Here is a 23,576-nt window from a genome sequence, read left to right on the forward strand (position 1 = left end):
TCCTAAATGGTAGGTTTTAAGTGATCTTTAAAGTCTTTTTCCTCAAGATAGTGACAAAACACAAGTAATCGAATTATCTAGAACCCGACATTATTTCTTAAACTGTGCCCATTTTTTTAAAAGCAGACTATAAAGAAGCAAGGTTAGCCCCAGCAAGTTAATGGTATGGTGGACTGCATCCAAACTTCTAAATAGATTAGCAAGGCCCATTCCGATGAGAATGGTAGCCAGTAAATACGGTTTTGAGTTTTTGAACATACTTTTCTCCTTAAAGTGTTTTTAGCTTTCTGTGCATAAGCTATTCACAGACCAGCAATTGACAAAGTCCTTCAATTAAGATTTCTTTTTTGTGGAATTGGTAGCTTTGTGTTTTTCAAGAAATGACATAATAGGCTTATCCAAAAAAGTCATCAAGGCCATGAAAACCATCCCTAAAATATAACTTTTCAAATCAAACATAATCCATCACCACCTTCAACGTTTGCAAGTGCCTCAAGGTCAAGGAGTTCAAAATTGTTAATTGTTTGCCTTGTCATAGCAATACCTCCTAAACTATTTTTTAGCTTCTTTCTCTCAAGCTATGATTTTATTATAGGGTGGAAGACAACAAAAAAGTAGTGACATAAATGTCACTACTCGATTTTGATTTTTAGGAACTCTACATTTCGAATACTTCTATTTTTTGAGTCGCTCCCATTTACTAAAAATCAAACTAAAAGTGATTAATGTTAACCCTACCAAATTAATGATATGATGAACAAAATCTAAATTTCTAAAAAGGTTAGCAATGCCAAATCCTAAAAGGAAAATTGCTAGTAAATACATTTTTTTATCTTTAAGCATAGAGTCACCTAAATATTAGCAGAATGTAGCATAGCCAACTAAAGCTCCTCCCCAGTAACCTACCGGGCCTCCTGCTGATCCTACTAGAGCAGAGCCAATTGTGCCGGCATAACACTTAACCCATCCGCCACCTTCAACGTTTGCAAGTGTCTCGAGATCGAGTGTTTCAAAAGTGTTCATTGTTTGTGTTGTCATTCTAACAACCTCCTAAAATATTATTTTTTAGCTTTTTTCTCTCAAGCTATGGTTTTATTATAGGGTGGAAGACAACAAAAAAGTAGTGACATAAATGTCACCACTCGATTTTGATTTTTAAGAAATCTTTTCGAATATAGAATCTATGGTCTAGACTAGCTTACTCTCCTTCCATTGCACCTGCTTGTAGGCTGTACATCTTGTGGTAGGTGCCACCGAGGGCTAGGAGCTCCTCATGGCTACCATGTTCGATGATGCGGCCCTTGTCTAAGACATAGATGCAGTTGGCATCTTGGATTGTCGATAGGCGGTGGGCAATGGCAATGGTTGTGCGTCCTTGACGCATTTTTGCTAGAGAATTTTGGACAATAGCCTCTGTCTCTGAATCAATATTGGCTGTCGCTTCATCCAGAATCAAAATCTTAGGCTGGCTAGCAACGGTCCTAGCAAAGGCTAGAAGTTGGCGCTGTCCGGTTGAAAAACTTGAACCTCGTTCAGAAACTGGAGCATCATATCCTTCTGGAAGTTTGTCGATAAAGTGATTGGCATCCACAAACTCAGCGGCTGCTTTAATCTCTTCATCAGTTAGATCCTGATACATGGCAATATTTGATTTGACTGTACCATGATAGAGAAAGGGTTCCTGAAGGACAAGACCAATGTTCTTACGCAGCTCTGCCTGACTATAATCGCGAATATCCACACCGTCAAGAAGAACTTGGCCTGATTGGAACTCATAGAAACGCATAAACACGTTGATAATAGAGGATTTTCCGGAACCTGTAGAACCGACAAAAGCGATGGTTTCTCCTTTATTGACAGAGAAGGAAATATTATCCAAAATCTGATGCTTGCCATCATAGGAGAAGGAGACATTTTCAAAGCGAATATTCCCCTCAGTAATCTTGGCATCTGTGTCTCTCTGCTCAGGTTCATAGGTGCGCTCGTCAATCAAGGCAAAGACCCGACCGGCTGAGACCATAGAAGTTTGCAAGGTTGAGAAGTTCTGTGTCACTTCAATCAAGGGATCAAAAAGACGGTTAATGTACTGGATAAAGGCATACATGGTCCCCGCTGTGATGCCCAGGTAGATACCACGGTAGCCAAAATAGGCCATGAGAACGGCATAGCCCAGGAGCTTCAGTAAACTCATGGCTGGGCGTAGAAAGAGAGAATCCAGTGACATGGAACGGCTAGCGTAAATCAAGTGTTCCTCATTAATAGCATCAAACTCTTTTTTGAGGCGTTTCTCTTGATTAAGGGCCTGAATGATGCGAATCCCTTCGATACTCTCTGACAGTTTGGCATTTATATCTGAAAGTAAGGCTCTGGTCTTTTCAATGATAACCACTGATTTTTTGCGGTAAAGGTTAACCAAGAGAACAATCAGAGGAAGAAAGAGTACAATAAGCCCGGTCAGACGAATGTCCAACATCATCATGGTGTAAAGGGTGGTAACAAAGATAAAGATAGCCGAAATAAAGCTAGACAGAATTCCTGAGAACATCTCACTAATAGTCTCTGTATCATTGGTCAAGCGGGAAACAATAGACCCTGCTGGAGTCTTGTCAAAGTAAGACATACCCAGTTTCTCCATATTGGCAAAGGCATCCCGGCGAATATCCCTGACAATACTATAGGACACACGCGCAAAAAAGAGATTTCCCAAATACTGGACTAGCGTCTGCAAGAGATAAAGACCATAGTAACCAATCAGAATTAAGCTTGCCGCCTGATTCATATCATGAAGATAGTGGTCGATAAAATAAGAGGCCACAAGGGGAATGATACTCTTGATAACCGTTGTGGACAAGAGAAAGGCCAAAGCTAGAAAGGTCAAGAATTTGTAAGGCTTGAGATAGGTCAAGAGACGCTTAAACACAGACCATTGGTTTTGATTAGGCATCGGCTTCTCCTCCTTCCATTTCTAACTGTTGAGACTCATAGGTCTTGGCATACCAACCACCCTGAGCTAGCAAATCCTCATGACGGCCACGTTCAATGATACGACCATCCTGCATGACTAAGATAAGGTCAGCGTGCACCACCGCACTCAAACGATGGGCGGTAATGATAGTCGTCTTGTCCTTACGAGTATGTTTGAGATTGTCAATAATAGCATGTTCTGTCTTGGCATCCACTGCCGATAGAGAGTCGTCCAAAATCAAAATATCTGGATCCAAAATCATGGCCCGACTCATGGCCAGACGTTGTTTTTGACCGCCTGATAGGCTGATACCCTTTTCACCAATGATCGTTTCAAAACCTTCAGGCATATCCTTGATATCATCATAAACTTGAGCCAACTTAGTCGCTTCTTCTATCTTGTCAAAGGCGAGATCAGGATTACCAAAGCGGACATTGTCTAAAATGGAACTGGCAAAGAGAAACTGGTCTTGAGGAACGTAACCCATCAAGCTACGCAAGTCTGATAGGCGATAGTCTCGGATGTCATGCCCATTCAAATAGATGGCTCCTTGATTAACATCGTGCTCCCGCAAGAGCAACTTGACAAGAGCCGTCTTTCCAGAGCCAGTCTGACCAACCAAGCCAAGGGTTTGCCCCTTGTCCAAGGTGAAATGAATATCTCTCAAAGTATCCTCATCCTCAAAAGCAAAGCGGTCAATCGCATATTCTAAGCGACCATTTTCAATACTTGGGAGAGGATGCGCAGGATCTTGAACATCTGATTCCTGCTCCAGAAGATTTTCAATACGTTGGTAGGACACATTTCCTCTCTGTGTGATATTAAAGAGGAAGCCAATGGCCATTAGGGGCCAAACCAGCATGTCCAAATAGGTAATGAAGGTTACCAAATTTCCGACCGTTATCTGACCAGCCTGAATCATAAAGGCACCGACAAGAAGGGTCAAAACATAAGATGAGCCAACAAAGAGTAAGACCAAAGGATCAAAAAGGCTGTCATACTTCATGGTATGCATATTCTTTTTAAAGGTCATCTTATTGGTCTCTTGGAAGGACTGAAGCTCAGCCTCCTGATAGCCAAAAGACTTGGTTACCTTGATACCTGATACCGACTCTTGAACCTTATTATTAAGTTCTGAAAAGGCTGCCTGGGATTCTCCAAAAGCTTTATGGGTCTTACGGCCCAAACGACTAGTCGCAAAAGCCATGAAAGGTAGGGGTAAGACAGCCACTAGTGTCATCTGCCAGGAAATGCTGAAAAACATAGTGATTAGGGTTACCAAGGCTGTAATAGAGGCATCCACGGCTGACATGACACCCCCACCAGCCAAGCGAGTTAAAGAGTTGATATCATTGGTTGCATGGGCCATGAGGTCCCCAGTTCGGTACTTTTGATAAAAAGAAGGCGACATCTTGGTAAAATGCTCAAAAAGGCATGAACGCATAATCTGGCCTAAGCGATAAGAAGTCGCCAAGATATACATGCGCCAAACATAGCGTAAATAGTACATCCCTAGAGCTGCCAAAAGCAAATAAACGAGATTCAGAAGCAAGATCTGATTGGTCAATTTTCCCGATGTGATAGCATCAATGACCCGTCCCATAACCATAGGAGGAATCAGATTGAGAACCGAAACCAGACTCAGTGCCAAAATCCCAACAATATACCGGCGTTTTTCTAACTTGAAAAACCACCAAAGTTTTGCAATGATTGATTCTTTAAAAGACAAGTTACTCCTCCTATCCTTACAAATGGTTAATAATAGACCTCGTATAAGTCTCTTATGATAAGGTTACTTCCAATAGCGATAGATTGTGCCATCTTCTAACTGAAAGTGACCAATATAAGATAACTTCCCAAAATCAGTAGACTCTGGTAATTGATAAGCAAAGGAATCAAAATTATATACCTTGTTCCCACCATCCATAGAGTAACTATCCTTATCATGGATAACGGATTCATCCTTCTTAGGGTTCCAAATGCGTCTGATTTCATCAGATGTTTTATACTCTCTGACAAAATTGTACAATTCAAAGTTAGTTGCCTCACTGAGATAGCGACCATCAGTGTTGTAGTTGGCTAATTGAGGATCTCTCTTAGACTCAGAATAATTCCAAACCTGTCCTCTTTCTCGCATAATATCGGCATCACGGCCACTTTGATAAGTATCTGCCTTAACCATCGTCATTGTTGCTCCTAACGTTAATACGGTGACTACTGTCATCATTAAGTGTTTCATTATTTCTCCAAACGTGTTTATTCATTTTTCCCTCTTTTGAATATGTTGTATTTGTATGATAGAAAATAAGTGAAACCTGGGACACATAGGCTCCCAGGTTTTTTACTCTTTAAAATGCGTTTGAATCAGTTTTACAAGAAGGCGGTAGACAGCTAATGCCAGCAAACCTCCTAAAGTATTGGTCCATAAATCATCTAGCTCAAAGACACGATTAGCATCAATGAGAAGGTCTAGAATGACTTGTCCAACCTCAATCGTCAAAGACATGACAAAGGTCGCTAAAAGGACCTTTTTCCAAGACCTGAATCTTGGATACAAGGCTAAAAGCCCTAAAATCAGCGGACTCAGCAAGAAAATGTTGGTCACATTTTGCCCAAGCACAAAGACAATCTCTTTAAGACTATCCAGCTGATAAAAGTTGGTCAAACTATTGAATGGGGTTAATAGGACCACGACACGACCAAAATGTTGAATACCAGGGGTTTCAACACCTTCGACTAGCCCATACTGGGGTGTCCAACATAGGAGCACTAAACAAAGGAGATAAGCACAGACCAAAACTCGGCTTAGCTTGCTTCCTTTTGGTGTTAGTTCTCCATCCTTATCTACCCAAGTCTTAAGCTGAAACATCTTACTTACCTTCTGATTTACCAGAAGCTTCTGCCACTGCCTTTTGACGGTCGCGTTTCATAGTGTTTGAACGCAATTGTCCACAAGCTGCATCGATATCTGTACCGTGCTCTTGACGAACCACGCAGTTAACCCCATTTTTCTTGAGCACATCGTAGAAGGCCGCCACACGTTCTTTCGTTGAACGGCTATATTGGTCGTGCTCTGATACTGGGTTATATGGAATCAAGTTGATATATGACAACTTACGGATTTTCTTAGTCAAATCAGCCAACTCTTGAGCATTTTCAGGATGATCATTGACCTCATTAAGCATGATATACTCAAAAGTTACACGACGGTTGGTTGTCTGGATGTAATACTCGATAGCTTCAAAGAGTTTTTCAAGTGGGAACGAGCGGTTGATACGCATGATGCTTGAACGAAGGTCATTGTTAGGCGCGTGAAGTGATACGGCAAGGTTAACTTGAACACCTTCGTTAGCAAATTCCTTGATTTTTGGTGCCAAACCAGATGTTGATACGGTAATGTGACGCGCTCCAATGGCAAGACCATTGTCATTGTTAATGGTACGCAAGAAGCGAAGCACATTGTCATAGTTATCAAATGGCTCACCGATACCCATAACAACCACGTGGCTGACACGTTCACCGTCACCACGATCGTCAAAGTATTTTTGTACCAACATGATTTGCGCCACAATCTCACCAGCCGTCAAGTCACGTTGTTTCTTAATCAAACCACTGGCACAGAAAGTACAACCGATGTTACATCCAACCTGAGTTGTCACACAGACAGACAAACCATAGTGTTGACGCATCAAAACCGTCTCAATCAACATACCATCTGGCAATTCAAAAAGATATTTAACGGTACCATCTTTAGATTCTTGAACGATACGTTGTTTCAATGGGTTCACACAGAAATTCTCATTCAATTTAGCAATGAAATCCTTAGAAATGTTGGTCATTTCTTCGAAAGATTGCACACGCTTCTTGTAGAGCCAATCCCAAATTTGAGTAGCACGGAATTTCTTTTCACCGTGTTCCATAGCCCAATCAATCAACTCATCACGAGTAAGACCATAAATAGAAGGTTTGTAGCCTTCCATATCCTCTAACTTCTGACGTTTACGACGTTCTGGTTTTGCTTGTGTTGTTACTTCTGACATAGTTTAATTTCCTTTTTTTCTGATTGTGAAATGCTGACCATCTGACTTGGTCTGGCTTTGTTTCTTCGATGGGGTGTTTTGACCTTTAGATTTTGGAGCTTGCTTCTGACTCTTCTTGAAGTTAGGCTTACGCTCACGACCACCATCCTCGGATCTAGATTTGAACTTAGGACGACGCTTGATTTTCTCAAAGCTTGGGCCCTCTTGATCCCTATCTCTTCGTTTGGACTTGTCTGGCTTTTGCTTAGCAGAAGCTTTTTGCCCCTTATTCTTTTGAGAAGCATTTCGCTCTCTATCTCTAGATTCCTGAGAAGAATTACGACGATTATTAGAACGACGGCGCTTGCGACGAGGCTCCGTCTCCTCTTCAAAGACGATTAACTGCGGCTCTTCATTTTTCAAAATAAAGTAGGCACAGCCAAAAGCACAGTATTCACGCAAATACTCCGACAATCGGCTAATGCAGTCTGTCTTACGCGTATTAGGGCGCTCGTCCTCGTAAAATCCCTTAAGGCGAAGCTGATCATTGGACCAGTCCCCAACGATATAATCATACTTGAGCATGATTTCAGAAAAACGTTGCCCAAAGCGGGTAGCGTCTAAAGCATCCTTGTGATTTTCAAGAACTGTAAACTGACAGGCATCTGATTTCAGAAGATCAGCCACATACACAAAGTCTGGCCCTGGATATTTATTATAATTAAACATTTCTGGCAAGATTTCTTTACGCATGTGCCATCCTTTCTGCTCTCTCTTATTTTCTATCCTGATGCTGTAATAATGTCTCTATATCTTATCCCAATTGGCACCATTTTTTCCTAAATACTTGGCCACAAGTTCCCTTAACAAATCTGGAAAAAGAAGAGTAACTTCCTTTTCCTTAATTGTAGGGAAATAAGAAGCAAAGTAGTACTGGTCCACAAGGACCAAACTAAACTTCTCATTGGAATCTACAACCCTTCTATTATACAACAAATTACCGTTTTTGTAAGCAAAATTCCCTGTGATTACTTCACCAAATGTCTTCCCTCTGAATCCCATACCTTTAATAGCTTGATTTTTAAGGAGTTCAGCCTTAGTAAAAACTTCCTGACAGATTTCTTTGAGTTCTTGTCCTGTCACGACTAGACGTGCCATCCGCATCTGGTGAGGAAGGGCTTCTTGCAGGTCTGCCATGGTCACTTGAGGACCTAGTGTTTTCATGATAAGTCCAGTATTTAAAAGCGTTAATTGGCTATCGGTCTCCTGACAAACAGCCTGTAAAACCAATTGACAGGTCTCATCAAAATCTAGTTCTCGACCTAGATTAGCTACTTTTTTCTGAGCTAAACGACGATGGCCTTCCTCACGCATAGCCTTGATAAAGGTTTCGTCCTCCTTGTCTAAATCCAAGATGTAGGACTTGGTGGGGATAGCCTCAATCTGACATTCTATCAATCGCCCATTTTCCACAGTAAGGTCAATACAGCCAAGATAATAGCCATATCTGTCAGCAGCTGCCAAATAGGTTTCATTGACTAATTTCCCCTCTTCAAAAAGGTGATGCGTGTGGCTCCCGATGACAAGGTTTACCTGTGGATAAGTCTCTGCAATCTGCTCATCATAACGTACACCTAGGTGGCTAAGAACGACGACTATATCTGCATCCTTTACCTCAGGACGAGCCAAATCCTCTTCCAACCTAGCCATAGGCTCTAACACCTGCCAACCATTGGGAGCATAGGTGATGTAATATGGGAAGGTATAGGCTAAGAAAGCAATGTTTGTACCTGCTTTAGTTTTGTGGATAAGATAGGGCTTAGCCCATTCAGGTTGTCTCCCCTCATCCTTGAGATTTCCTATGATTGGCTGAAACTTAGCCTGCTCATAAAGACAGTCTAGCTCCTCCTTGGCCAGACCAATCCCCTCATTATTTCCAATAGTCGCATAGTCTATCCCCAACTCATTCATCAGGGCTACATTAAAACGCCCGGCTGTCGCATCAGATAGGGGATGGGACTTATCCACATTATCCCCAAGATCTACCTTGATCAACTCTCTATCCGTCTGACTCAAATCATCCACAGCTCGCTTGAGTTGTGGATACTGTTCAAAATGAGAGTGTAAATCATTGATATGAAGAATTCGAATCGTGTCTTTCATGACTCCTATTGTAGCACTTTTGCTATAAAAAAACTTGACAATCATTCTGCCAAGTTTTTACATGCTATTTTTCAAACAGGAACGTATTCCTAGTTAACTTTCTTTTTAACATATTCTTCTGCGAGATGATAGATGTCATCTGCTAGGGATATACTGACATAGATGCACACAATTGAGAAAATTTCTCCTCTAAAGTGTTGCCAAGCAAAGAATATAAGCCCATAAATTAGTAGCGCAAGTACTATTTGGCCAAAAAATTGACTCAGTAATCGCCTAATAACGACAAATAAGGCCATAAGTAATCCCATCTTTAATACCATAACCAATACCCTTTAAGGCTGCACCTTGCCAAGTACCTGTTTGAATACCACCTTTAATGGCTCCTCCAACAGCCCCGACGCCTACGGCAGCTGTAGCTCCCCAAAAACTACATGCTCCACCCTTAACAGTAGAAAGATCTTCGGAATTAAGTGAGTTAAAATTGTTAATGATTTGTGTTGTCATTAAAACAACCTCCTTTAAAATATTTTTTAGCCTTTTCTCAAAAGCTATGATTGTATTATAGATAGAAAGTCAACAAAAAAGTAGTGACATAAATGTCACTACCTGATTTTGAGAGTTGACTCAACTAATAACCTCAAACTTACACATTATTTTACTTTAAACGGAAAGCTTCTTAAAAATGGCTGTGATAAAACTATTTAAAATCTGTCATAGTTTCAGTTCTTAAGACAGCCAATTATTTTGCGAGTGTAGTGAGCATATACTGAGACTTGTCGCTGTGATAATGACGCCTAAGACTTTGTAGTCATAAGCGTTGGGAAGTTTTGAGACCTTAGGCTCAAAAGAAAAATATATCTTCAAACTAAATAAGGTCTTTTGAGTTTCCAAAAAGTTTGATAATAATCAAAAAAGCTGAAACACTTTGGTTTCAACCTCTTGAATTTTTAAATTAAAATTTGCTTTCACCTAAAAGCCAATACTTAGAAACTTTGCTTCTTAGCTTTACGCTCAGCACGCCCCTTAGCACGGTTAGCCGCACGACGCTCACGTTTGCGTTTTTCATCAACCTTCCACTGAATTTTCTTCTTATAGCCAGGTTTGATCTTTTTCTTTTTCTTCTTAACCAAACCAATCATTTCCGTATCAAGTTTTTGATAGGCTTTTTCACGGTTGGCACGACGGTCACGGTCATAGGTATCTTGAAACTCGCCGTCCTTATAGACTTTAGGGTCAAAGGTAATCCCCATCTTTTCAAGCTCACGAATATCTGAGTCGTCACTTGGTTGATAAAGGGTGATAGCTGTTCCTGACAAACCATTACGTCCTGTACGCCCTACACGGTGAACAAAGAAAGACAAATCCTGAGGGATAGCATCGTTGATAACATGACTAACCCCTTCAATATCAATCCCACGCGCAGCAAGGTCAGTCGCTACAATGTACTCAAAATCAAGCTTCTTGACTTGATTCATGATACGCTTACGTTCACGTGGTGGAATACCTCCATGAATTTTGGCAACCTTAAGACCATTTGACACTAGGTAGCTGTGCAAATCGTCAGCACGTTCCTTGGTATTAACGAAAATCATTGCCAGGTATGGTTGCATCCCCTTAAGCATCTCAAGAATCTGTTCATTCTTGTTGCGACCCTTAGTAGATACCAACCAGTTATCAATGGTGTCTGCAATAACTGTTGAAGTTTTGATTTGTTCCATGACTGGATTGGTCAAATATTTCTTCAAGAATGGTTGCAATTTTTGAGGAATGGTTGCTGAGAAGACCAAAATTTGCACTTCTTTAGGAAGGCTTGCCGCAATCTTGTCCACAGTATCCAAGAATCCCATGTCCATGGTCATATCAGCTTCGTCAACAACAAAGGTATGGGCCTTGTGGATAGCCAAGTCACCAGACTTAACTAGGTCATAAATACGACCTGGTGTTCCGATAACAATATGGGGTTGGGCTACCTTGAGTTTCTCAATCTGACGTTGCTTGTCTGTACCACCCACATAGTTAACCACACGAATTTCTGTATCAGAGTGTTTAGCAATCTGTTTTGTTGCTTGGTAAATTTGTGTCGCCAATTCACGTGATGGCGCTGTGATAACAACTTGAACATCGCCACTCTTCGGATTGAGCTTCTCAAAAATTGGCAAGAGGAAGGTATGTGTTTTTCCTGAACCCGTCTTTGATTCACCAACCAAATCACGACCTGAACGGACTACAGGAATCAATTTCTGTTGAACAGGCGTTGGCTCCTTAAACTTAATCTCGTCAAGAGCCTCCTGAATAAATGTTTTAAAATTAAAATCTTTAAATGACATGTTTATTTACTTCTTTTCTATCTAGTCTATCCCTATCATTATAACAAAAAAAGAGCATTTCTGCTCTTTTCATTTATTTCATAACGTTTCCAAGAACCATCCAAAGGGTAATGGCACTTGCAAGTGCTCCAACTGTCCAAAGGAAAGCATCAACCTTCCACTCTGACCATTTGTCACCCTTACCTGAAAGACCACCCAATTCGAGGTGATGGTGGAATGGTGTCATACGGAAAATACGACGACCTTCTCCATACTTACGCTTAGTGTATTTGAAATAGCTGACCTGTAGCATGACAGAAGCTGTCTCAAAGACATAAACCACACCAATCAAGAGTAGCGTCCACTCTACACGTAGGGCAATAGAGATAACCGCAAGCATAGCTCCAAGTGACAAGGAACCAACATCTCCCATAAAGACCTTTGCTGGCTTGTGGTTAAAGACGAAGAAGCCAAGAAGTGCCCCAATCATAGTGATAATGATAGTCAAGATAGCGAACTCACCCTTGACAAAAGCGATAATCCCATAGGCAATCAAGCTGATAACCACAGATATAGAAGCTAAACCATCAATACCGTCTGTCAAGTTCACAGCATTTGAGAAACCGACAATCCAGAATAGGACAAAGAGAACATAAAAGACACCGAGGTGAATGGTTAATCCACCAATAGCTAGGCTATCTGTCCCACTAGGGAGTACGTGGATAAAGTAGAAAAGCAAACCCGCAATAATCTGCAAGGCCATCTTTTGCCAAGGTTTAAGTCCCTCATTGATTTGACGGAAAATCTTAAGGAAATCATCAAGGAAACCGATGATTCCATAAATCAAAATCACAAAGAGAATCCCTACTGTGGCACCATAGGCTTGGTGCCCCTCGCTAAAGACGTGGAAGTTGAAAATCAAGCTAACCAAGATGGCAACCACTAGGAAAACTGTCCCTCCCATAGTTGGCGTCCCAGCCTTAGCCAAATGCTGCTTCACATCTTCATGCATTTGTTGGCCACCGATTTTCTTGATTTTGTAGTAAGTAATAAAGTGAGGCATGGCGAGCACCGTCAACACAAAGGCGGCCACGCCTGCTATCAGACTCATAGTCATCTTAGTCTCCTAAAGTAATGGTAATCTTCTTGGTTTTAGACAGGGCTTTTCCTGCCGCAACACTTTGTTTGGTAACAGTCCCTGACTTGCCACCCTTATAAGTAACTTTAATGCCTTTCCATTTGGCAAAGGTTTCAACGTTCTTCTTGGTCCAACCATACATGTCTGGAAGTTCTGTGAAATCATTGGTCATGATGAGAATCTGTTCATTAGCCTTGATATTGGCTTTGGCATCTACAGAAACCTTCTCAATCTTATCACCAACACCCAGAACAATCGGATGAATCAAGTTTTGACGAAGGGTGTTAGTTGTCTCACCTGGACTCTTACCGATAATATCGCCGGTTTGATAACTCGTTTCCTCGGTCTTTTCACTACCTTCAGACACAGAAGTATCTAGGGTGTCTCCCATAGACATGGCTTCTTCCAAAACCGGGTTAACCACAGTCGCATAAAAATTATTATCCCAAGTCTTAGGCTCCAGAACAGTCACATACATGATGTATTCTGGATTATCTGTAGGTACCATAGCTACAACTGAATTGAGGGTTTCATTGGAACCAACTTTGTAAGTCCCAGTCTTCTCATCAGCAACCTGAGCCGTTCCAGACTTAACTGAAACATCATAATTGCCAACTTGGATAATAGGTGACCCTTCAGATTTATTGTAAAGGGTACCGAACTCTGGATCTGTACCAACGGAAATCATATAGTTACGCGTTTCAGAGGCAGCCTGCTTAGAAACTGGCTTACCGATAACTTCCTTCTTCGCTGTACGAACTGTGCCTTGGTTAGTATCGGCAACTTGTTTGATAAATTGAGGTTCCAACATTATACCGTTGTTTGAAATAGCGGTAAAGGCTCGAAGCATTTGGACCTGAGTCACCGAAATCCCTTGTCCGAAGGATGATTGAGCTATATTAACAGAGTTACGAGAGACAACCCCTGAAGACTCACCGACCATCCCAAAACGGGTAGGAAGACCAAATTTGTAAAGAGATAAGTAGTTAGACCAAACCTTGTCTCCCATCTCTTGTTCTAGCATGGTCATAGCAACGTTACTTGAATAAGAGAAGCCTTGAGCAAATGTCATGGTACCACCTGTTGAGATACCCTCATTGATTGACCAGTCATTAGTTTCAACGTCGTCAACCTTAATACCATTAGCATTACTGTAGGTCGCATTCGGGTTGAAACTTCCATTGTTAATAGCAGCTGACAAGAGCATGACCTTCATGGTTGATCCAGGCTCATACTGAGCTTCGTAAAGACGGTTAACCCAGTCATAGTTTTTCTTAGCCTGTCCCTCAAGAGTATCAGAATTATAGGTCGGACGTTGTGTCGTTGCAAGAATCTCACCTGTCTTAGCATTAACAACTGTCGCTGAAGCATTTACCCCTTGCGTCTGCTCCATAAAGGTATCCATCTGCGTTTCTAAGAAGGTTTGGAGAGGCGCTGACAAGGTTGTATAGATGTTCTTACCATCGATAGCTTCCTTGGTAATGGTTTCCGTACCTAGAAGCGTATTACCGTTTTTATCCTTCTCATAGATGGCTTCACCATCTGTTCCAGTCAAGAGGCTATTGAGCGAACGCTCCAAACCAGTTTGACCAATCAAAGAATATGAGCCGTCTTTTTTATTTTCAACAGCTTCGGCACGACCAAGAAACTCTGACGCGAAGGTTCCATTAGGATACATTCGTGACGTTGTTGCTTCAAAGGCCATCCCCTTAATTCCCGCATCTTTAAAGGCTTTTTCTAGTTCTTCTTTAACAGAGTAGGTAATTCCCTTCCCCTTTAGTCCAAAGGAAACCTGGTAGGCACCCTTAGTACGCAATTGGGCCAAGGAATCACTCTTTTCAATTCCTAGCTTATCCTTTAAAATATCAGCAACTTTGTCAAACTGACTATCTTGGACATAGAGTTTTTCTTGAGTCGCTGACACATAGCTGGTCGACACGATAGCGTAAATGGCATAACTGGTTGAATCCTCAGCCAAAACATTTCCATTTCGGTCGTAAATCGTCCCACGCTTGGCAGCCACTGTGGTCTTAGTGTTATAAGATTTAGCAGCCTGGGTCGACAAATCGACACCAAACTTACTGTCTGCCCCGATAATCACCACAAAGTTGATAATAAAGACGAAAAAGATAAAGATGCTGAGAACCATAAGGTTCTGACCAACGTGCTGTCGATTCTGGGCTGGCTTTCGCCTATCCCTAACGACATAGTTTAGAAATAAATGTTTAAGTTTTCTTAATCTGTTCATTGGTTACCTCACACTCTTAATACTATCGTTATTAATAGACAGGCCTGCCTTATTAGCAATCTCTTTAATACGGTCAGAGTTAGTCAACTCATTAACCGCCTGCTTAGCATTATTAAGCTCTGTTTTTTCATCACTAATCTTGCTATTAAGGTCTGTGATTTGTTGCTTGATAGCCTGATTACGCCCTTGTAAAAATACAACTGCGATACTCATCACAATAGCTGTCAAAACAATTGCCGAATAGAAAGCCTTTTCCATACGCGTCATAAAACGAATATGGTTTCTAATGGCTCTATTGACAATCTGATGTTCCTTATTTTCCATAATTATTTCCTGATTTTTTTAGCCACACGCAATTTAGCAGAATGCGAGCGGTTATTAGCTTCTAATTCTTCCTGACTAGGTAGGATTGGCTTGCGATTAACTAAGGCTACCTTAGGTTGGAGGTCTTCAGGAATAAAGGGCAGACCTTTAGGCACATCTACCGTACTGGCTTCCTTGAAAAGCTGTTTAGTCAATCGATCCTCCAAAGAATGGAAGGTAATGACCGAAATACGACCATCTACAGCAAGTAAATCCAAGGCCTCTTGAATAGATTCATCCGCAGCACCAAGTTCATCGTTCACTTCGATTCGAATAGCTTGGAAGATTTGTTTGGCTGGATGACCCTTCTTCTTTAATTCCTTAGCAGGCTTAGCTGATTTAATGATTTCTGCCAGTTCCGTCGTCGTCTCGATAGGTTTTACCTGACGCGCTTGCTCAATCTTACGTGCAATTTGTTTAGAGAACTTGTCCTCACCGTATTTGAAGAAAATACGCACTAAATCGTTGTAAGGATAGGTATTGACCACATCATATGCAGTCAGACTTGCCTCCTCATTCATGCGCATATCCAGCTTGGCATCCTGTTTGTAGGAGAAACCACGCTCACGCTCATCCAACTGAGGGCTAGACACACCCAAGTCATAGAGAATACCATCGATTTCAGACACCCCCAAAGCTTCAAGGTTGGACTTGAGATTACGGAAATTATCCTTAATGAAGGTCACCACGCCCTTATCAATATAGTCCTTGAGACGCACTTGAGCATTATCAATAGCCTTTTGGTCCTGATCAAAACAGTACAAATGACCCTTTTCAGACAATTGTGACAAAAGATAAGACGAATGTCCTGCGCCACCCAAAGTCGCATCTACATAGATGCCATCGGGCTTGATATCAAGCATATCAACAGTTTCGTGCAAAAGAACGGTTACATGGTGAAATTCATTAGTCATAACTTTTATTATAGCACAAGAATAGAGAAATTGTCTCGCCTTGAAAGTTGTTAGGATGGCAAAAAAGCCAGACCCTAGGCCTGACTTTATGATTGATATATTGGTTCTCAAAAATTAATCCACTCTGTAAAAATAACTTTCCTCTGAAGGCATCCCATTCGTCGCTAAGATTCGATCCTTACTGTTATCTCCCGCATCACTTGCATCACTAACTCCCTTAGGACAAAGCTGAATTGGGGTATTCCCTACTGGACTAGAATCAACATAAGTTAAGGTATATATACCAGACACATACTGATTGGGTGAGACTTTGTCGATAGGATAAGTATAGCCCCAGAAATCCAACTGCCCATCCGAAGTAATGGTGATGGTCTTTCCATTTGAAGACTTCCACGTTCCTACAGCTGATTTGTAATTGCCATTTTTGAGTTCATCAGGCTTAAGAGATGTTGAACTTGTTTGAGTTTGTGACGCTGCGCTAGAACTACTATTAGTAGAGGCACTGCTCAGATCCTTCCAATCCCAATTCGAAAGATCAGCCTTCTCTGCACCCGAATCACTGTCATCTTTTACAAGAGATTGACCATTACTACTAAATTGGTAGCCAGAACCACCACCAGCCATAGCACCAGCACTACCATAGTAGCTAAAGGTGTTATCCTTGAGGTAGGCCAAAGTCATGCGCTCACCCAACATGCCCAGTTGTGGACCTTCTGTCAGACGAATGACCTGACCACTATCCTTAGAGATAGTGTAAATATCCGTAATCACATGTTCTTTAAAGAGTTTACCTGGCTTAAAAGCAAGAATCAACTCATCAACACCATTACCATCCAAATCACGATAAGTATAGACCGTTGAGGCAGGACTTGTTTGAGAATTAGCATAGGTCACAATGAGAGAATTAAGTGAGGCATCGGTTTGGTTGTTGGCCACAGCCGTTTGGTACTTACTAATGATGCTATCATAGGCAGATGTATCTACCTTTTTCTCTTGACTAGAGCTTTCACTACTACTTGATTGTGACTGCTCTACTGATGAAGATGAAGTCGTCGAAATCATGCCATTTTGCTGGTTTGAACAAGCTGCTAATAGGACTAAACTAGATAATCCTGTTACTAATGCTAAAACTTTATTTTTCATTTCTAATCCTAAATTCCTTTTCTTTAACTCTTATTCTGTTGTCCCAGAGCTGACATCTGCGCTGTAGGCAGGGGCTGTATAGCTTGAAGACTCACTATGTGACTCGGTATAAGTTGTTGGTGGCACATAGTTATACTGAGGAGCTTGATAAGTCTCTTGTGCTGAAGAAGGCGTTGGCGCCGATGCTACCACAGGAGTTGAGCTTGCTTCTGTCTGACTAGCTGCTTCTACCGTTGAGCTTGATGACGACGATTCGCTTGAAGACTCACTTGAAGTTGAAGAAGATGACGACGAACTAGAGCTAGATGACTTGGATGAAGACTTGGGTTTGCTTGATGATGACTGCTTAGTCCCCACCTTAACTTGGACCTTTGCATGATTGTGTGCAGGTTGCAAAAAGACAATTGCTAAAGCCAAAAGAATAGCCGGTAGGGTAAATGCCAAAATAAGGTAACGTTTTTCTTTTAATTGACGAAGTAGTTTCATAGAGTATTCACATTTCTTAAATTATATTTTAGTATTGATTAGTCTCAGATAAGATTATATCAGAAATATTAAAATGTGCAACATTAACATAAAACTTATGAAAGTAGAGAAACGGACTTTAAAAGAATTCAAATTTTTTTGATTACCTACACATTATTCAAAATCCATTAATCAAGCAATTCATTTCCTAAGGCATCTTGATGGTATTTCGTACCTGGCTTCGAAGTAAATATCATAATACCGAGAACAATATTCCATATGAGATTGACCACTAAAAGTGGTGGGAAAAGACTTAATGCAGCAATGAAAAGGTGTAAGACACCAGTACCGTTATTCCCAATATAGAAGAAGTAAAAAGGTCTCAAGAAGAATGCTAATAAACCTGCAACCATTTTCGATTTTTGTGTAGTAGTCGGTGTAACTTGCTGTCCTAGATTCACCTTAGAAACAATATATGTCTCACCATTTTTATAGTATTCTACAAAATCTCCGACTTGAGGTTCAAAGCCAAAATTTTCTATAGGAATTTCTGCAAAGTTCCCAACTGAATCTCCCACAGAGACGATACCATTTTCGATTTTAATAATTTTGTTCACCTTTATTCTCCTTTTTTATCTGTTTTTTTCTTAAATCCAAGGACAATCGCAAATACAACTAAAATTACACCAATACTAACGAATAATCCTGTAGCCTTTTCACCAGTATTTGGTAGAAGACTTTTCTTTTCAGTATTCTTTTTGACTGCTGAAGATGAAGAGTCCAATGTAGAGCTTGAAGACACTTGCCCCTTATGTAATGTTCCATTATCCTTCTCATTTGACTTCGCTTGCAATTCAGGAATACTTTCATGAGAATCGTTTGAAGACGAAGAGCTACTAGAAGATTTATTCGTTTCTGTGTTTGAATAATTTTTTTCTACTTCAGTCTTACTTCCAGAAATTTCAGTTTTACTTTCACTAGATGAAGATGATGATGGCTCACTTGGCGAAATCTGATTAGGCGTTACTGAACTTGATGAACTCTCAGTTGACGAAGAACCTTCTGACTGTTTGCTTTCGTCACTGTTACCATTAAATGGAGGGATGTAAATATCCTGACTGAAACTACCGTCCTCAGTAAAAATTGTCAAAGTATATGAGTGTGTGGGGTGCTGTTCAACATAATTTGTTCCCGGTTGAACCTCAATATCAAAACTTTTCGATTGTTCATAACCATTAAATGGAATTTCTGAGAGCTTTTTACCTGTTTGGTTATCTGTTAACACTCGTTTTACTACAGAAGTCAATCCATCTGGTAATGTCCCTGACATTTTATAGAATGGTTCACCATATTCAGATATCTCCCAATTTCCAGATGAAGTAACAGTTTTAAGTGAATTAAAAGTACCAACTTCAATTGAATCTGCTTTAACCGTATTGAAAGCACCTGTTGAAGTAGCAGTTCCCAATAAAGCTACTGATAATGTTGTAACAGCAACTAGTGAATAATATTTTTTCATGATTTACTCCCTTTTCAATTTTGCTATCCATTATTATCCCCCCCCCCCGAAAAAGTCAAGAGTTTTTTAACTATTTTTTAAAAATTAATCAATTAATTATTAATCATAAAACATCAATAAATAAGTATTCTTAATCCTGTTTAAATTTTTATCAATTTTTTAAACGAAAAATATATAGGGTTTAGATCTAATGTTATTATTATTTTCTTTATTTATAATTTTATGGTGTTATTCAAATTAAATGTATTAAAAATCCACTGAAAATAAAAAAACCAACTCTAAGAGTTGGCTGATTTGCATTATTGCTGTGGATTATTGAAGTTGTTAAATGGCACTTCTACTTTTGTTGGTTGACAGTACAAAACCAAGAGTATAATCCCACCTATTCCTAAGGCGAAACGTAAGAAAATAAATGCCCAGTGATAGCCAGCATCACGCAAACGACGTACTTGAATTGAAATAAATGGTAATATAACGGCAAGACAATATACAAACATAGCCAATATCATTACCGTTGCAATAGTACCTAGTGCGCCGTCCATACTACCACCATTGGCAACTATAAATATGGATGTTATAATCCCAAAAGCCCAAATAACTAAAATATTTGCTAATACTGCAAACCAATAATCTGAACGTGTTGAACGTCCCGTGAAATCGACATAGCCCTTCCAAAATTTTTTGTAGGCTTCAATCATAATAAAATCCCCCTTTTTTTATGATACCACCAGTATATCAGAAGGTCTGTCGTCTAGCAAACTAACTTAAAAAAGCTCCTTCATGGAGCTTGATGGTTTATTCTCTGATTTGACCTTGGCCATTAATATAGAACTTGGTTGAGGTTAGGGCCTCAAGTCCCATTGGGCCACGGGCGTGCATTTTTTGGGTTGAGATTCCGATTTCAGCACCTAGTCCAAAGACGAATCCATCTGTGAAGCGGGTTGAGGCATTAACATAGACAGCTGCAGCGTCAACATCATCTTGGAATTGCTCCGCACGACTGATATCCTGAGTCACAATAGCCTCTGAATGCGATGTCGTGTAAGTATTAATCCAATCAATGGCCTCATCAAGGCTATCTACTACTTTAACAGACATGATATAGTCAAGAAATTCTGTCGCAAAATCTTCTGGTGAAGCTGGTACAGCTTTTTCCATAAGTTTCAAAGCCGTTTCATCCGCACGGAACTCAACAGCCTGAACTTTTGAAATAGCTTTTTCCAAATTAGGTAAGAAGTCTTCCGCAATATCAGCATGAACAACGAGAGATTCTGCAGCATTACACACACTTGGTCGTTGAGTCTTGGCATTGATGACAATCTGTGTCGCCATATCCAAATTAGCATATTTATCCACATAAATATGACAGTTACCAACACCCGTTTCAATGACTGGAACTTTGGCTTTTTCTTTAACCGTTTGGATGAGACGAGCTCCACCACGAGGGATGAGCAAGTCTACATACTTAGTCGCCGCCATGAGTTCTTCTGCTACCTCATGAGAGGTATCTTCAACCAGCTGAACGGCATCTGCTGTGATACCCGCATTTTCCAAAGCCTTACGAGCTACTGTAACCAAGGCCTTGTTGGAATTGATGGCATCACGTCCTCCACGAAGAATAATGGCATTATTGGTTTTAAAGGCAAGGCTAAAGGCATCGATTGAGACATTGGGACGGCTCTCAAAAATCATAGCGATAACACCCATAGGAACACGCTTTTGAACAATTTTGAGACCATCCAGATTCGTATAGCCACGAACTACTTGACCGATTGGGTCCTGAAGATCTGCCACCTGACGGACACCCTCAGCAATCCCTGCGATACGGTCTTCCGTCAAGAGCAAGCGGTCTTGCATAATCTCTGAAATACCATTTTCCTTAGCATTGGCCATATCCTTAGCATTTTCAGTGATAATATAGGCACTCTCAGCTACTAGAGCTTTAGCTACCTGATTTAAAAGGTCGTTTTTAGCTGCTGTTGACAATTTAGCAATCTGACGACCTGCCACCTTGGCCTGTTGACCTAGTGTATCGATATATGTCATCTTAGTCCTCCTTTTTAAAGAGTGTACCAATCTTGGCTCCTTCTAGGACACGAAGGATGTCACGTGGATTTTCACCATTCATCAAAACCATTTGGCTTTGATTTTCAAAAACCATCTGAGCTGACTTAATCTTACTCATCATACCACCTGTACCAAATTTACTACCGGCACCACCAGCTGAGGCTATAATTTCCTCTGTAATCTCTGGGACATAGCTACGAAGGGTGGCATCCTCATAGACATTTGGGTTCTTATTGAAGAGCCCATCAATATCTGACAACATAATGAGTAGGTCAGCACCAACAATCTTAGATACGATAGCTGACAAGCGGTCGTTGTCCCCAAACTTAGTCGCATGGTCCATTTCATCTACGCTGACAGCATCATTTTCATTAACAACTGGAACAACTCCAAGCTTGAAGAGGCTCTCGAAGGCATTGATGGCATTGGCCAGACTCTCAGGATACTCGACCACATCACGGGTCAAAAGAAGCTGAGATACCTTGGTTTGGTAATGTGAAAAGACCTGAGAATAGAGGCTCATCATGGCTACCTGCCCTACACTTGAGACGGCTTGTTGCTTACCAACTTCAGCCGGTCGCTTGTCTAGGTCTAAGACATTGAGCCCGAAGCCCATGGCACCAGAGGATACGAGGACAACCTCAATCCCTTTATTATGCAGGCTAGAAATGACAAAAGCTAATTGATCGATTTTTTCAAGATTAATTTTCCCTGATGGTAAAACCAGAGAGCTAGTCCCGATTTTGATAACCAGGCGTTTTACTGAGTCAAAATTTCGTTTCATGTTTATGATTATACACTAAATTCAGGTATTTTAACATATATAATGCATAAGTTTACATATTAAGGATTTTCAGTAAAAAAGAATCCCTCCAATCGGAGAGACTCTTTAAGGCTCTATAATTTCTGTAGTGGGTAAAACCACTGTAGAGATTATAGAGCTTTTTAAGTGTACACAAAAAGTCCCATAAGAACTATAATGAAAAGCGACGAAACTACCATTAGGAAGAACTTATGAGACCTATTAAGAATACCACAGAATTAATCGGAATTAAAGACCAAAATATCAAGATTTCACTTGTTTTTGAAACTGACACTCATATCGAGATTCAAGCAAAACTTGATTACCCTGCACCATCATGTCCTCACTGCCAAGGAAAGATGATCAATTGTGACTTTCAAAAGCCTTCTAAAATTCCTCTTCTCGAACAAGCTGGAACGCCTACACTGCTACGTCTGAAGAAACGCCGTTTCCAGTGTAAAAGTTGTAAGAGAGTCACGGTAGCTAAGACATCTATCGTTGAGAAAAACTGCCAAATCTCAAATCTAGTCCGTCAAAAGGTCTCACAACTCCTTACTGAAAAGGTGTCACTAACAGATATTGCCAGAAGACTTCGTGTGTCGACATCCACTGTCATTCGTAAGCTTGATCAGTTTACTTTCAAGGAACATTTTGACAAACTCCCAAGGGTTATGTCCTGGGATGAGTTTGGGTTCAAGAAAGGTGAACTCGCTTTTGTGGCGCAAAACTATGAGACCAACAAACTCATAACCATCCTTGATAATCGCCGTCAAACCACGATTCGAAACTACTTTTTGAAGTATCCATTGAAAGTACGACAAAAGGTACGGTTTATCACGATGGACATGTCAGGAGCCTATATGCCACTAGCTCGAAGACTTTTCCCAAATGCCGAAATCATTATTGATCGTTTCCACATCATCCAGCACCTTGGACGTGCCTTTTTAAAGACAAGAATTGCGATTATGAACCAATTCGATAAGAAGTCACTACCCTATCGAGCCTTGAAAAATCACTGGCGACTCTTCCAAAAGGACAGCTGTAAGTTATCTCTCAACTCTTTCTATTCAAAGACTTTCCGTCAAACTTTAGCACCACATGAAGTCGTTGCGAAGACACTAGACTTTTCAGAAGAACTCGCTAATTATTATAACCTCTATCAGCTGTTGCTGTTTCACTTTCAAGAGAAGAGGGGGGATGAGTTTTTTGAGCTCATAGAGGAGAATATAAGCAAGGTCAATCATTACTTCAAAACTGTCTTTAGGACCTTCCTTAGACACAAACCATACATCAAAAACGCACTAGAAACACATTACTCAAATGCAAAATTGGAGGGGACCAATAAGCTTATCAAAGACATCAAACGTCTGGGCTTCGGTTTTAGAAACTTCATCAACTTTAAGAAACGTGTCTTCATCATTCTGAACATAAAAAAAGAGAAGACCTATCATGTCCTCTCTAGAT

At 40.6% G+C, this 23,576-nt stretch carries 24 protein-coding genes and 1 pseudogene; 1 reads left to right on the plus strand and 24 read right to left on the minus strand.

All coding sequences use genetic code 11. The annotated features are described in order from the left end of the window. Positions 1-90 precede the first annotated feature (90 nt). The 24 genes from NSQ79_RS08620 to proB all read right to left on the minus strand — a co-directional run bounded on the left by NSQ79_RS08620 (position 91) and on the right by proB (position 22,094). The gene (locus NSQ79_RS08620; RefSeq protein ID WP_049527517.1) at positions 91-258 is read right to left on the minus strand and encodes a hypothetical protein; all 168 of its coding nucleotides are present in this window, start codon (positions 256-258) and stop codon (positions 91-93) included. Positions 259-446: 188 nt separating this feature from the next. Then, the gene (locus tag NSQ79_RS08625) at positions 447-536 is read right to left on the minus strand and encodes a ComC/BlpC family leader-containing pheromone/bacteriocin (RefSeq protein WP_073688908.1); all 90 of its coding nucleotides are present in this window, start codon (positions 534-536) and stop codon (positions 447-449) included. Between the two features lie 139 nt (positions 537-675). Beyond that, positions 676-843 (minus strand): hypothetical protein, encoded by a 168-nt coding sequence (locus NSQ79_RS08630; protein ID WP_049527516.1) that lies wholly within the window; start codon positions 841-843, stop codon positions 676-678. Positions 844-858: 15 nt separating this feature from the next. Further along, the gene (locus tag NSQ79_RS08635; RefSeq protein ID WP_004183368.1) at positions 859-1,038 is read right to left on the minus strand and encodes a Blp family class II bacteriocin; all 180 of its coding nucleotides are present in this window, start codon (positions 1,036-1,038) and stop codon (positions 859-861) included. Positions 1,039-1,198: 160 nt separating this feature from the next. Next, entirely contained in the window at positions 1,199-2,944 is a 1,746-nt protein-coding gene (locus NSQ79_RS08640) for an ABC transporter ATP-binding protein (protein WP_004183369.1), read from the minus strand. Then, the gene (locus NSQ79_RS08645) at positions 2,937-4,694 is read right to left on the minus strand and encodes an ABC transporter transmembrane domain-containing protein (protein WP_339313539.1); all 1,758 of its coding nucleotides are present in this window, start codon (positions 4,692-4,694) and stop codon (positions 2,937-2,939) included. Before NSQ79_RS08645 ends, NSQ79_RS08640 begins: the two co-directional genes overlap by 8 nt. A 63-nt stretch (positions 4,695-4,757) precedes the next feature. Beyond that, entirely contained in the window at positions 4,758-5,204 is a 447-nt protein-coding gene (locus NSQ79_RS08650; RefSeq protein ID WP_013991127.1) for a hypothetical protein, read from the minus strand. A 102-nt stretch (positions 5,205-5,306) separates the two neighbouring features. Next, on the minus strand, positions 5,307-5,834 hold the full coding sequence (locus NSQ79_RS08655) for a VanZ family protein (protein WP_004183372.1): 528 nt from the start codon (positions 5,832-5,834) through the stop codon (positions 5,307-5,309). 1 nt (position 5,835) lies between these two features. After that, positions 5,836-6,945 (minus strand): 23S rRNA (adenine(2503)-C(2))-methyltransferase RlmN, encoded by a 1,110-nt coding sequence (gene rlmN / locus NSQ79_RS08660; RefSeq protein ID WP_096832658.1) that lies wholly within the window; start codon positions 6,943-6,945, stop codon positions 5,836-5,838. Positions 6,946-7,008: 63 nt separating this feature from the next. Continuing rightward, positions 7,009-7,737 (minus strand): YutD family protein, encoded by a 729-nt coding sequence (locus NSQ79_RS08665; protein WP_014632648.1) that lies wholly within the window; start codon positions 7,735-7,737, stop codon positions 7,009-7,011. 54 nt (positions 7,738-7,791) lie between these two features. Then, complete coding sequence (locus tag NSQ79_RS08670; RefSeq protein ID WP_080610845.1) at positions 7,792-9,147, minus strand: metallophosphatase; 1,356 nt, start codon at positions 9,145-9,147, stop codon at positions 7,792-7,794. Positions 9,148-9,420: 273 nt separating this feature from the next. Next, entirely contained in the window at positions 9,421-9,651 is a 231-nt protein-coding gene (locus tag NSQ79_RS08675) for a Blp family class II bacteriocin (protein WP_002884558.1), read from the minus strand. 479 nt (positions 9,652-10,130) lie between these two features. Beyond that, the gene (locus tag NSQ79_RS08680) at positions 10,131-11,474 is read right to left on the minus strand and encodes a DEAD/DEAH box helicase (RefSeq protein WP_014632645.1); all 1,344 of its coding nucleotides are present in this window, start codon (positions 11,472-11,474) and stop codon (positions 10,131-10,133) included. Positions 11,475-11,547: 73 nt separating this feature from the next. Beyond that, positions 11,548-12,570: a phospho-N-acetylmuramoyl-pentapeptide-transferase gene (mraY, locus tag NSQ79_RS08685; protein WP_002891748.1), complete on the minus strand. Its 1,023-nt coding sequence runs from the start codon at positions 12,568-12,570 to the stop codon at positions 11,548-11,550. A 1-nt stretch (position 12,571) separates the two neighbouring features. Beyond that, positions 12,572-14,839, minus strand: coding sequence for a penicillin-binding protein PBP2X (gene pbp2X / locus NSQ79_RS08690; RefSeq protein WP_339313544.1), 2,268 nt, complete (start codon positions 14,837-14,839; stop codon positions 12,572-12,574). Between the two features lie 3 nt (positions 14,840-14,842). Then, positions 14,843-15,163 (minus strand): cell division protein FtsL, encoded by a 321-nt coding sequence (gene ftsL, locus NSQ79_RS08695; protein WP_002884540.1) that lies wholly within the window; start codon positions 15,161-15,163, stop codon positions 14,843-14,845. Positions 15,164-15,165: 2 nt separating this feature from the next. After that, positions 15,166-16,116: a 16S rRNA (cytosine(1402)-N(4))-methyltransferase RsmH gene (rsmH, locus tag NSQ79_RS08700; RefSeq protein WP_084915326.1), complete on the minus strand. Its 951-nt coding sequence runs from the start codon at positions 16,114-16,116 to the stop codon at positions 15,166-15,168. Positions 16,117-16,230: 114 nt separating this feature from the next. Continuing rightward, positions 16,231-17,259: a hypothetical protein gene (locus NSQ79_RS08705; protein ID WP_339313547.1), complete on the minus strand. Its 1,029-nt coding sequence runs from the start codon at positions 17,257-17,259 to the stop codon at positions 16,231-16,233. 30 nt (positions 17,260-17,289) lie between these two features. Further along, positions 17,290-17,745, minus strand: a complete 456-nt coding sequence (locus NSQ79_RS08710) for a Wzz/FepE/Etk N-terminal domain-containing protein (protein WP_339313549.1) — start codon at positions 17,743-17,745, stop codon at positions 17,290-17,292. Positions 17,746-17,912: 167 nt separating this feature from the next. Then, positions 17,913-18,341 carry a TM2 domain-containing protein gene (locus NSQ79_RS08715; protein ID WP_211181049.1) on the minus strand — a complete coding sequence of 143 codons (429 nt, stop codon included), beginning with the start codon at positions 18,339-18,341 and terminating at the stop codon, positions 17,913-17,915. Between the two features lie 2 nt (positions 18,342-18,343). After that, a complete protein-coding gene (locus NSQ79_RS08720; RefSeq protein ID WP_339313551.1) occupies positions 18,344-19,243 on the minus strand; it encodes an LPXTG cell wall anchor domain-containing protein in 900 nt (299 codons plus the stop codon). Positions 19,244-19,542: 299 nt separating this feature from the next. Then, positions 19,543-19,941, minus strand: a complete 399-nt coding sequence (locus NSQ79_RS08725; protein ID WP_339313553.1) for a DUF805 domain-containing protein — start codon at positions 19,939-19,941, stop codon at positions 19,543-19,545. Positions 19,942-20,038: 97 nt separating this feature from the next. Continuing rightward, complete coding sequence (locus NSQ79_RS08730; protein WP_138261774.1) at positions 20,039-21,289, minus strand: glutamate-5-semialdehyde dehydrogenase; 1,251 nt, start codon at positions 21,287-21,289, stop codon at positions 20,039-20,041. A gap of 1 nt (position 21,290) precedes the next feature. Continuing rightward, positions 21,291-22,094 (minus strand): glutamate 5-kinase, encoded by an 804-nt coding sequence (proB, locus tag NSQ79_RS08735; RefSeq protein WP_339313555.1) that lies wholly within the window; start codon positions 22,092-22,094, stop codon positions 21,291-21,293. A gap of 230 nt (positions 22,095-22,324) precedes the next feature. Here proB and NSQ79_RS08740 point away from each other — a divergent pair. Next, positions 22,325-23,574, plus strand: a pseudogene (locus NSQ79_RS08740) (ISL3 family transposase). Positions 23,575-23,576: the final 2 nt, after the last annotated feature.

The organism is Streptococcus sp. FSL W7-1342 (assembly GCF_037966635.1).
Lineage (GTDB): Bacteria > Bacillota > Bacilli > Lactobacillales > Streptococcaceae > Streptococcus > Streptococcus salivarius_D.

Excerpts from the sequence above, each read along its gene's own strand:
- NSQ79_RS08620 (WP_049527517.1), bottom strand. The coding sequence starts at position 258 with ATGTTCAAAAACTCAAAACCGTATTTACTGGCTACCATTCTCATCGGA.
- NSQ79_RS08625 (WP_073688908.1), bottom strand. The coding sequence starts at position 536 with ATGACAAGGCAAACAATTAACAATTTTGAACTCCTTGACCTTGAGGCA.
- NSQ79_RS08630 (WP_049527516.1), bottom strand. The coding sequence starts at position 843 with ATGCTTAAAGATAAAAAAATGTATTTACTAGCAATTTTCCTTTTAGGA.
- NSQ79_RS08635 (WP_004183368.1), bottom strand. The coding sequence starts at position 1,038 with ATGACAACACAAACAATGAACACTTTTGAAACACTCGATCTCGAGACA.
- NSQ79_RS08640 (WP_004183369.1), bottom strand. The coding sequence starts at position 2,944 with ATGCCTAATCAAAACCAATGGTCTGTGTTTAAGCGTCTCTTGACCTAT.
- NSQ79_RS08650 (WP_013991127.1), bottom strand. The coding sequence starts at position 5,204 with ATGAAACACTTAATGATGACAGTAGTCACCGTATTAACGTTAGGAGCA.
- NSQ79_RS08655 (WP_004183372.1), bottom strand. The coding sequence starts at position 5,834 with ATGTTTCAGCTTAAGACTTGGGTAGATAAGGATGGAGAACTAACACCA.
- rlmN (WP_096832658.1), bottom strand. The coding sequence starts at position 6,945 with ATGGAAGGCTACAAACCTTCTATTTATGGTCTTACTCGTGATGAGTTG.
- NSQ79_RS08665 (WP_014632648.1), bottom strand. The coding sequence starts at position 7,737 with ATGCGTAAAGAAATCTTGCCAGAAATGTTTAATTATAATAAATATCCA.
- NSQ79_RS08670 (WP_080610845.1), bottom strand. The coding sequence starts at position 9,147 with ATGAAAGACACGATTCGAATTCTTCATATCAATGATTTACACTCTCAT.
- NSQ79_RS08675 (WP_002884558.1), bottom strand. The coding sequence starts at position 9,651 with ATGACAACACAAATCATTAACAATTTTAACTCACTTAATTCCGAAGAT.
- NSQ79_RS08680 (WP_014632645.1), bottom strand. The coding sequence starts at position 11,474 with ATGTCATTTAAAGATTTTAATTTTAAAACATTTATTCAGGAGGCTCTT.
- mraY (WP_002891748.1), bottom strand. The coding sequence starts at position 12,570 with ATGACTATGAGTCTGATAGCAGGCGTGGCCGCCTTTGTGTTGACGGTG.
- pbp2X (WP_339313544.1), bottom strand. The coding sequence starts at position 14,839 with ATGAACAGATTAAGAAAACTTAAACATTTATTTCTAAACTATGTCGTT.
- ftsL (WP_002884540.1), bottom strand. The coding sequence starts at position 15,163 with ATGGAAAATAAGGAACATCAGATTGTCAATAGAGCCATTAGAAACCAT.
- rsmH (WP_084915326.1), bottom strand. The coding sequence starts at position 16,116 with ATGACTAATGAATTTCACCATGTAACCGTTCTTTTGCACGAAACTGTT.
- NSQ79_RS08705 (WP_339313547.1), bottom strand. The coding sequence starts at position 17,259 with ATGAAAAATAAAGTTTTAGCATTAGTAACAGGATTATCTAGTTTAGTC.
- NSQ79_RS08710 (WP_339313549.1), bottom strand. The coding sequence starts at position 17,745 with ATGAAACTACTTCGTCAATTAAAAGAAAAACGTTACCTTATTTTGGCA.
- NSQ79_RS08720 (WP_339313551.1), bottom strand. The coding sequence starts at position 19,243 with ATGAAAAAATATTATTCACTAGTTGCTGTTACAACATTATCAGTAGCT.
- NSQ79_RS08725 (WP_339313553.1), bottom strand. The coding sequence starts at position 19,941 with ATGATTGAAGCCTACAAAAAATTTTGGAAGGGCTATGTCGATTTCACG.
- NSQ79_RS08730 (WP_138261774.1), bottom strand. The coding sequence starts at position 21,289 with ATGACATATATCGATACACTAGGTCAACAGGCCAAGGTGGCAGGTCGT.
- proB (WP_339313555.1), bottom strand. The coding sequence starts at position 22,094 with ATGAAACGAAATTTTGACTCAGTAAAACGCCTGGTTATCAAAATCGGG.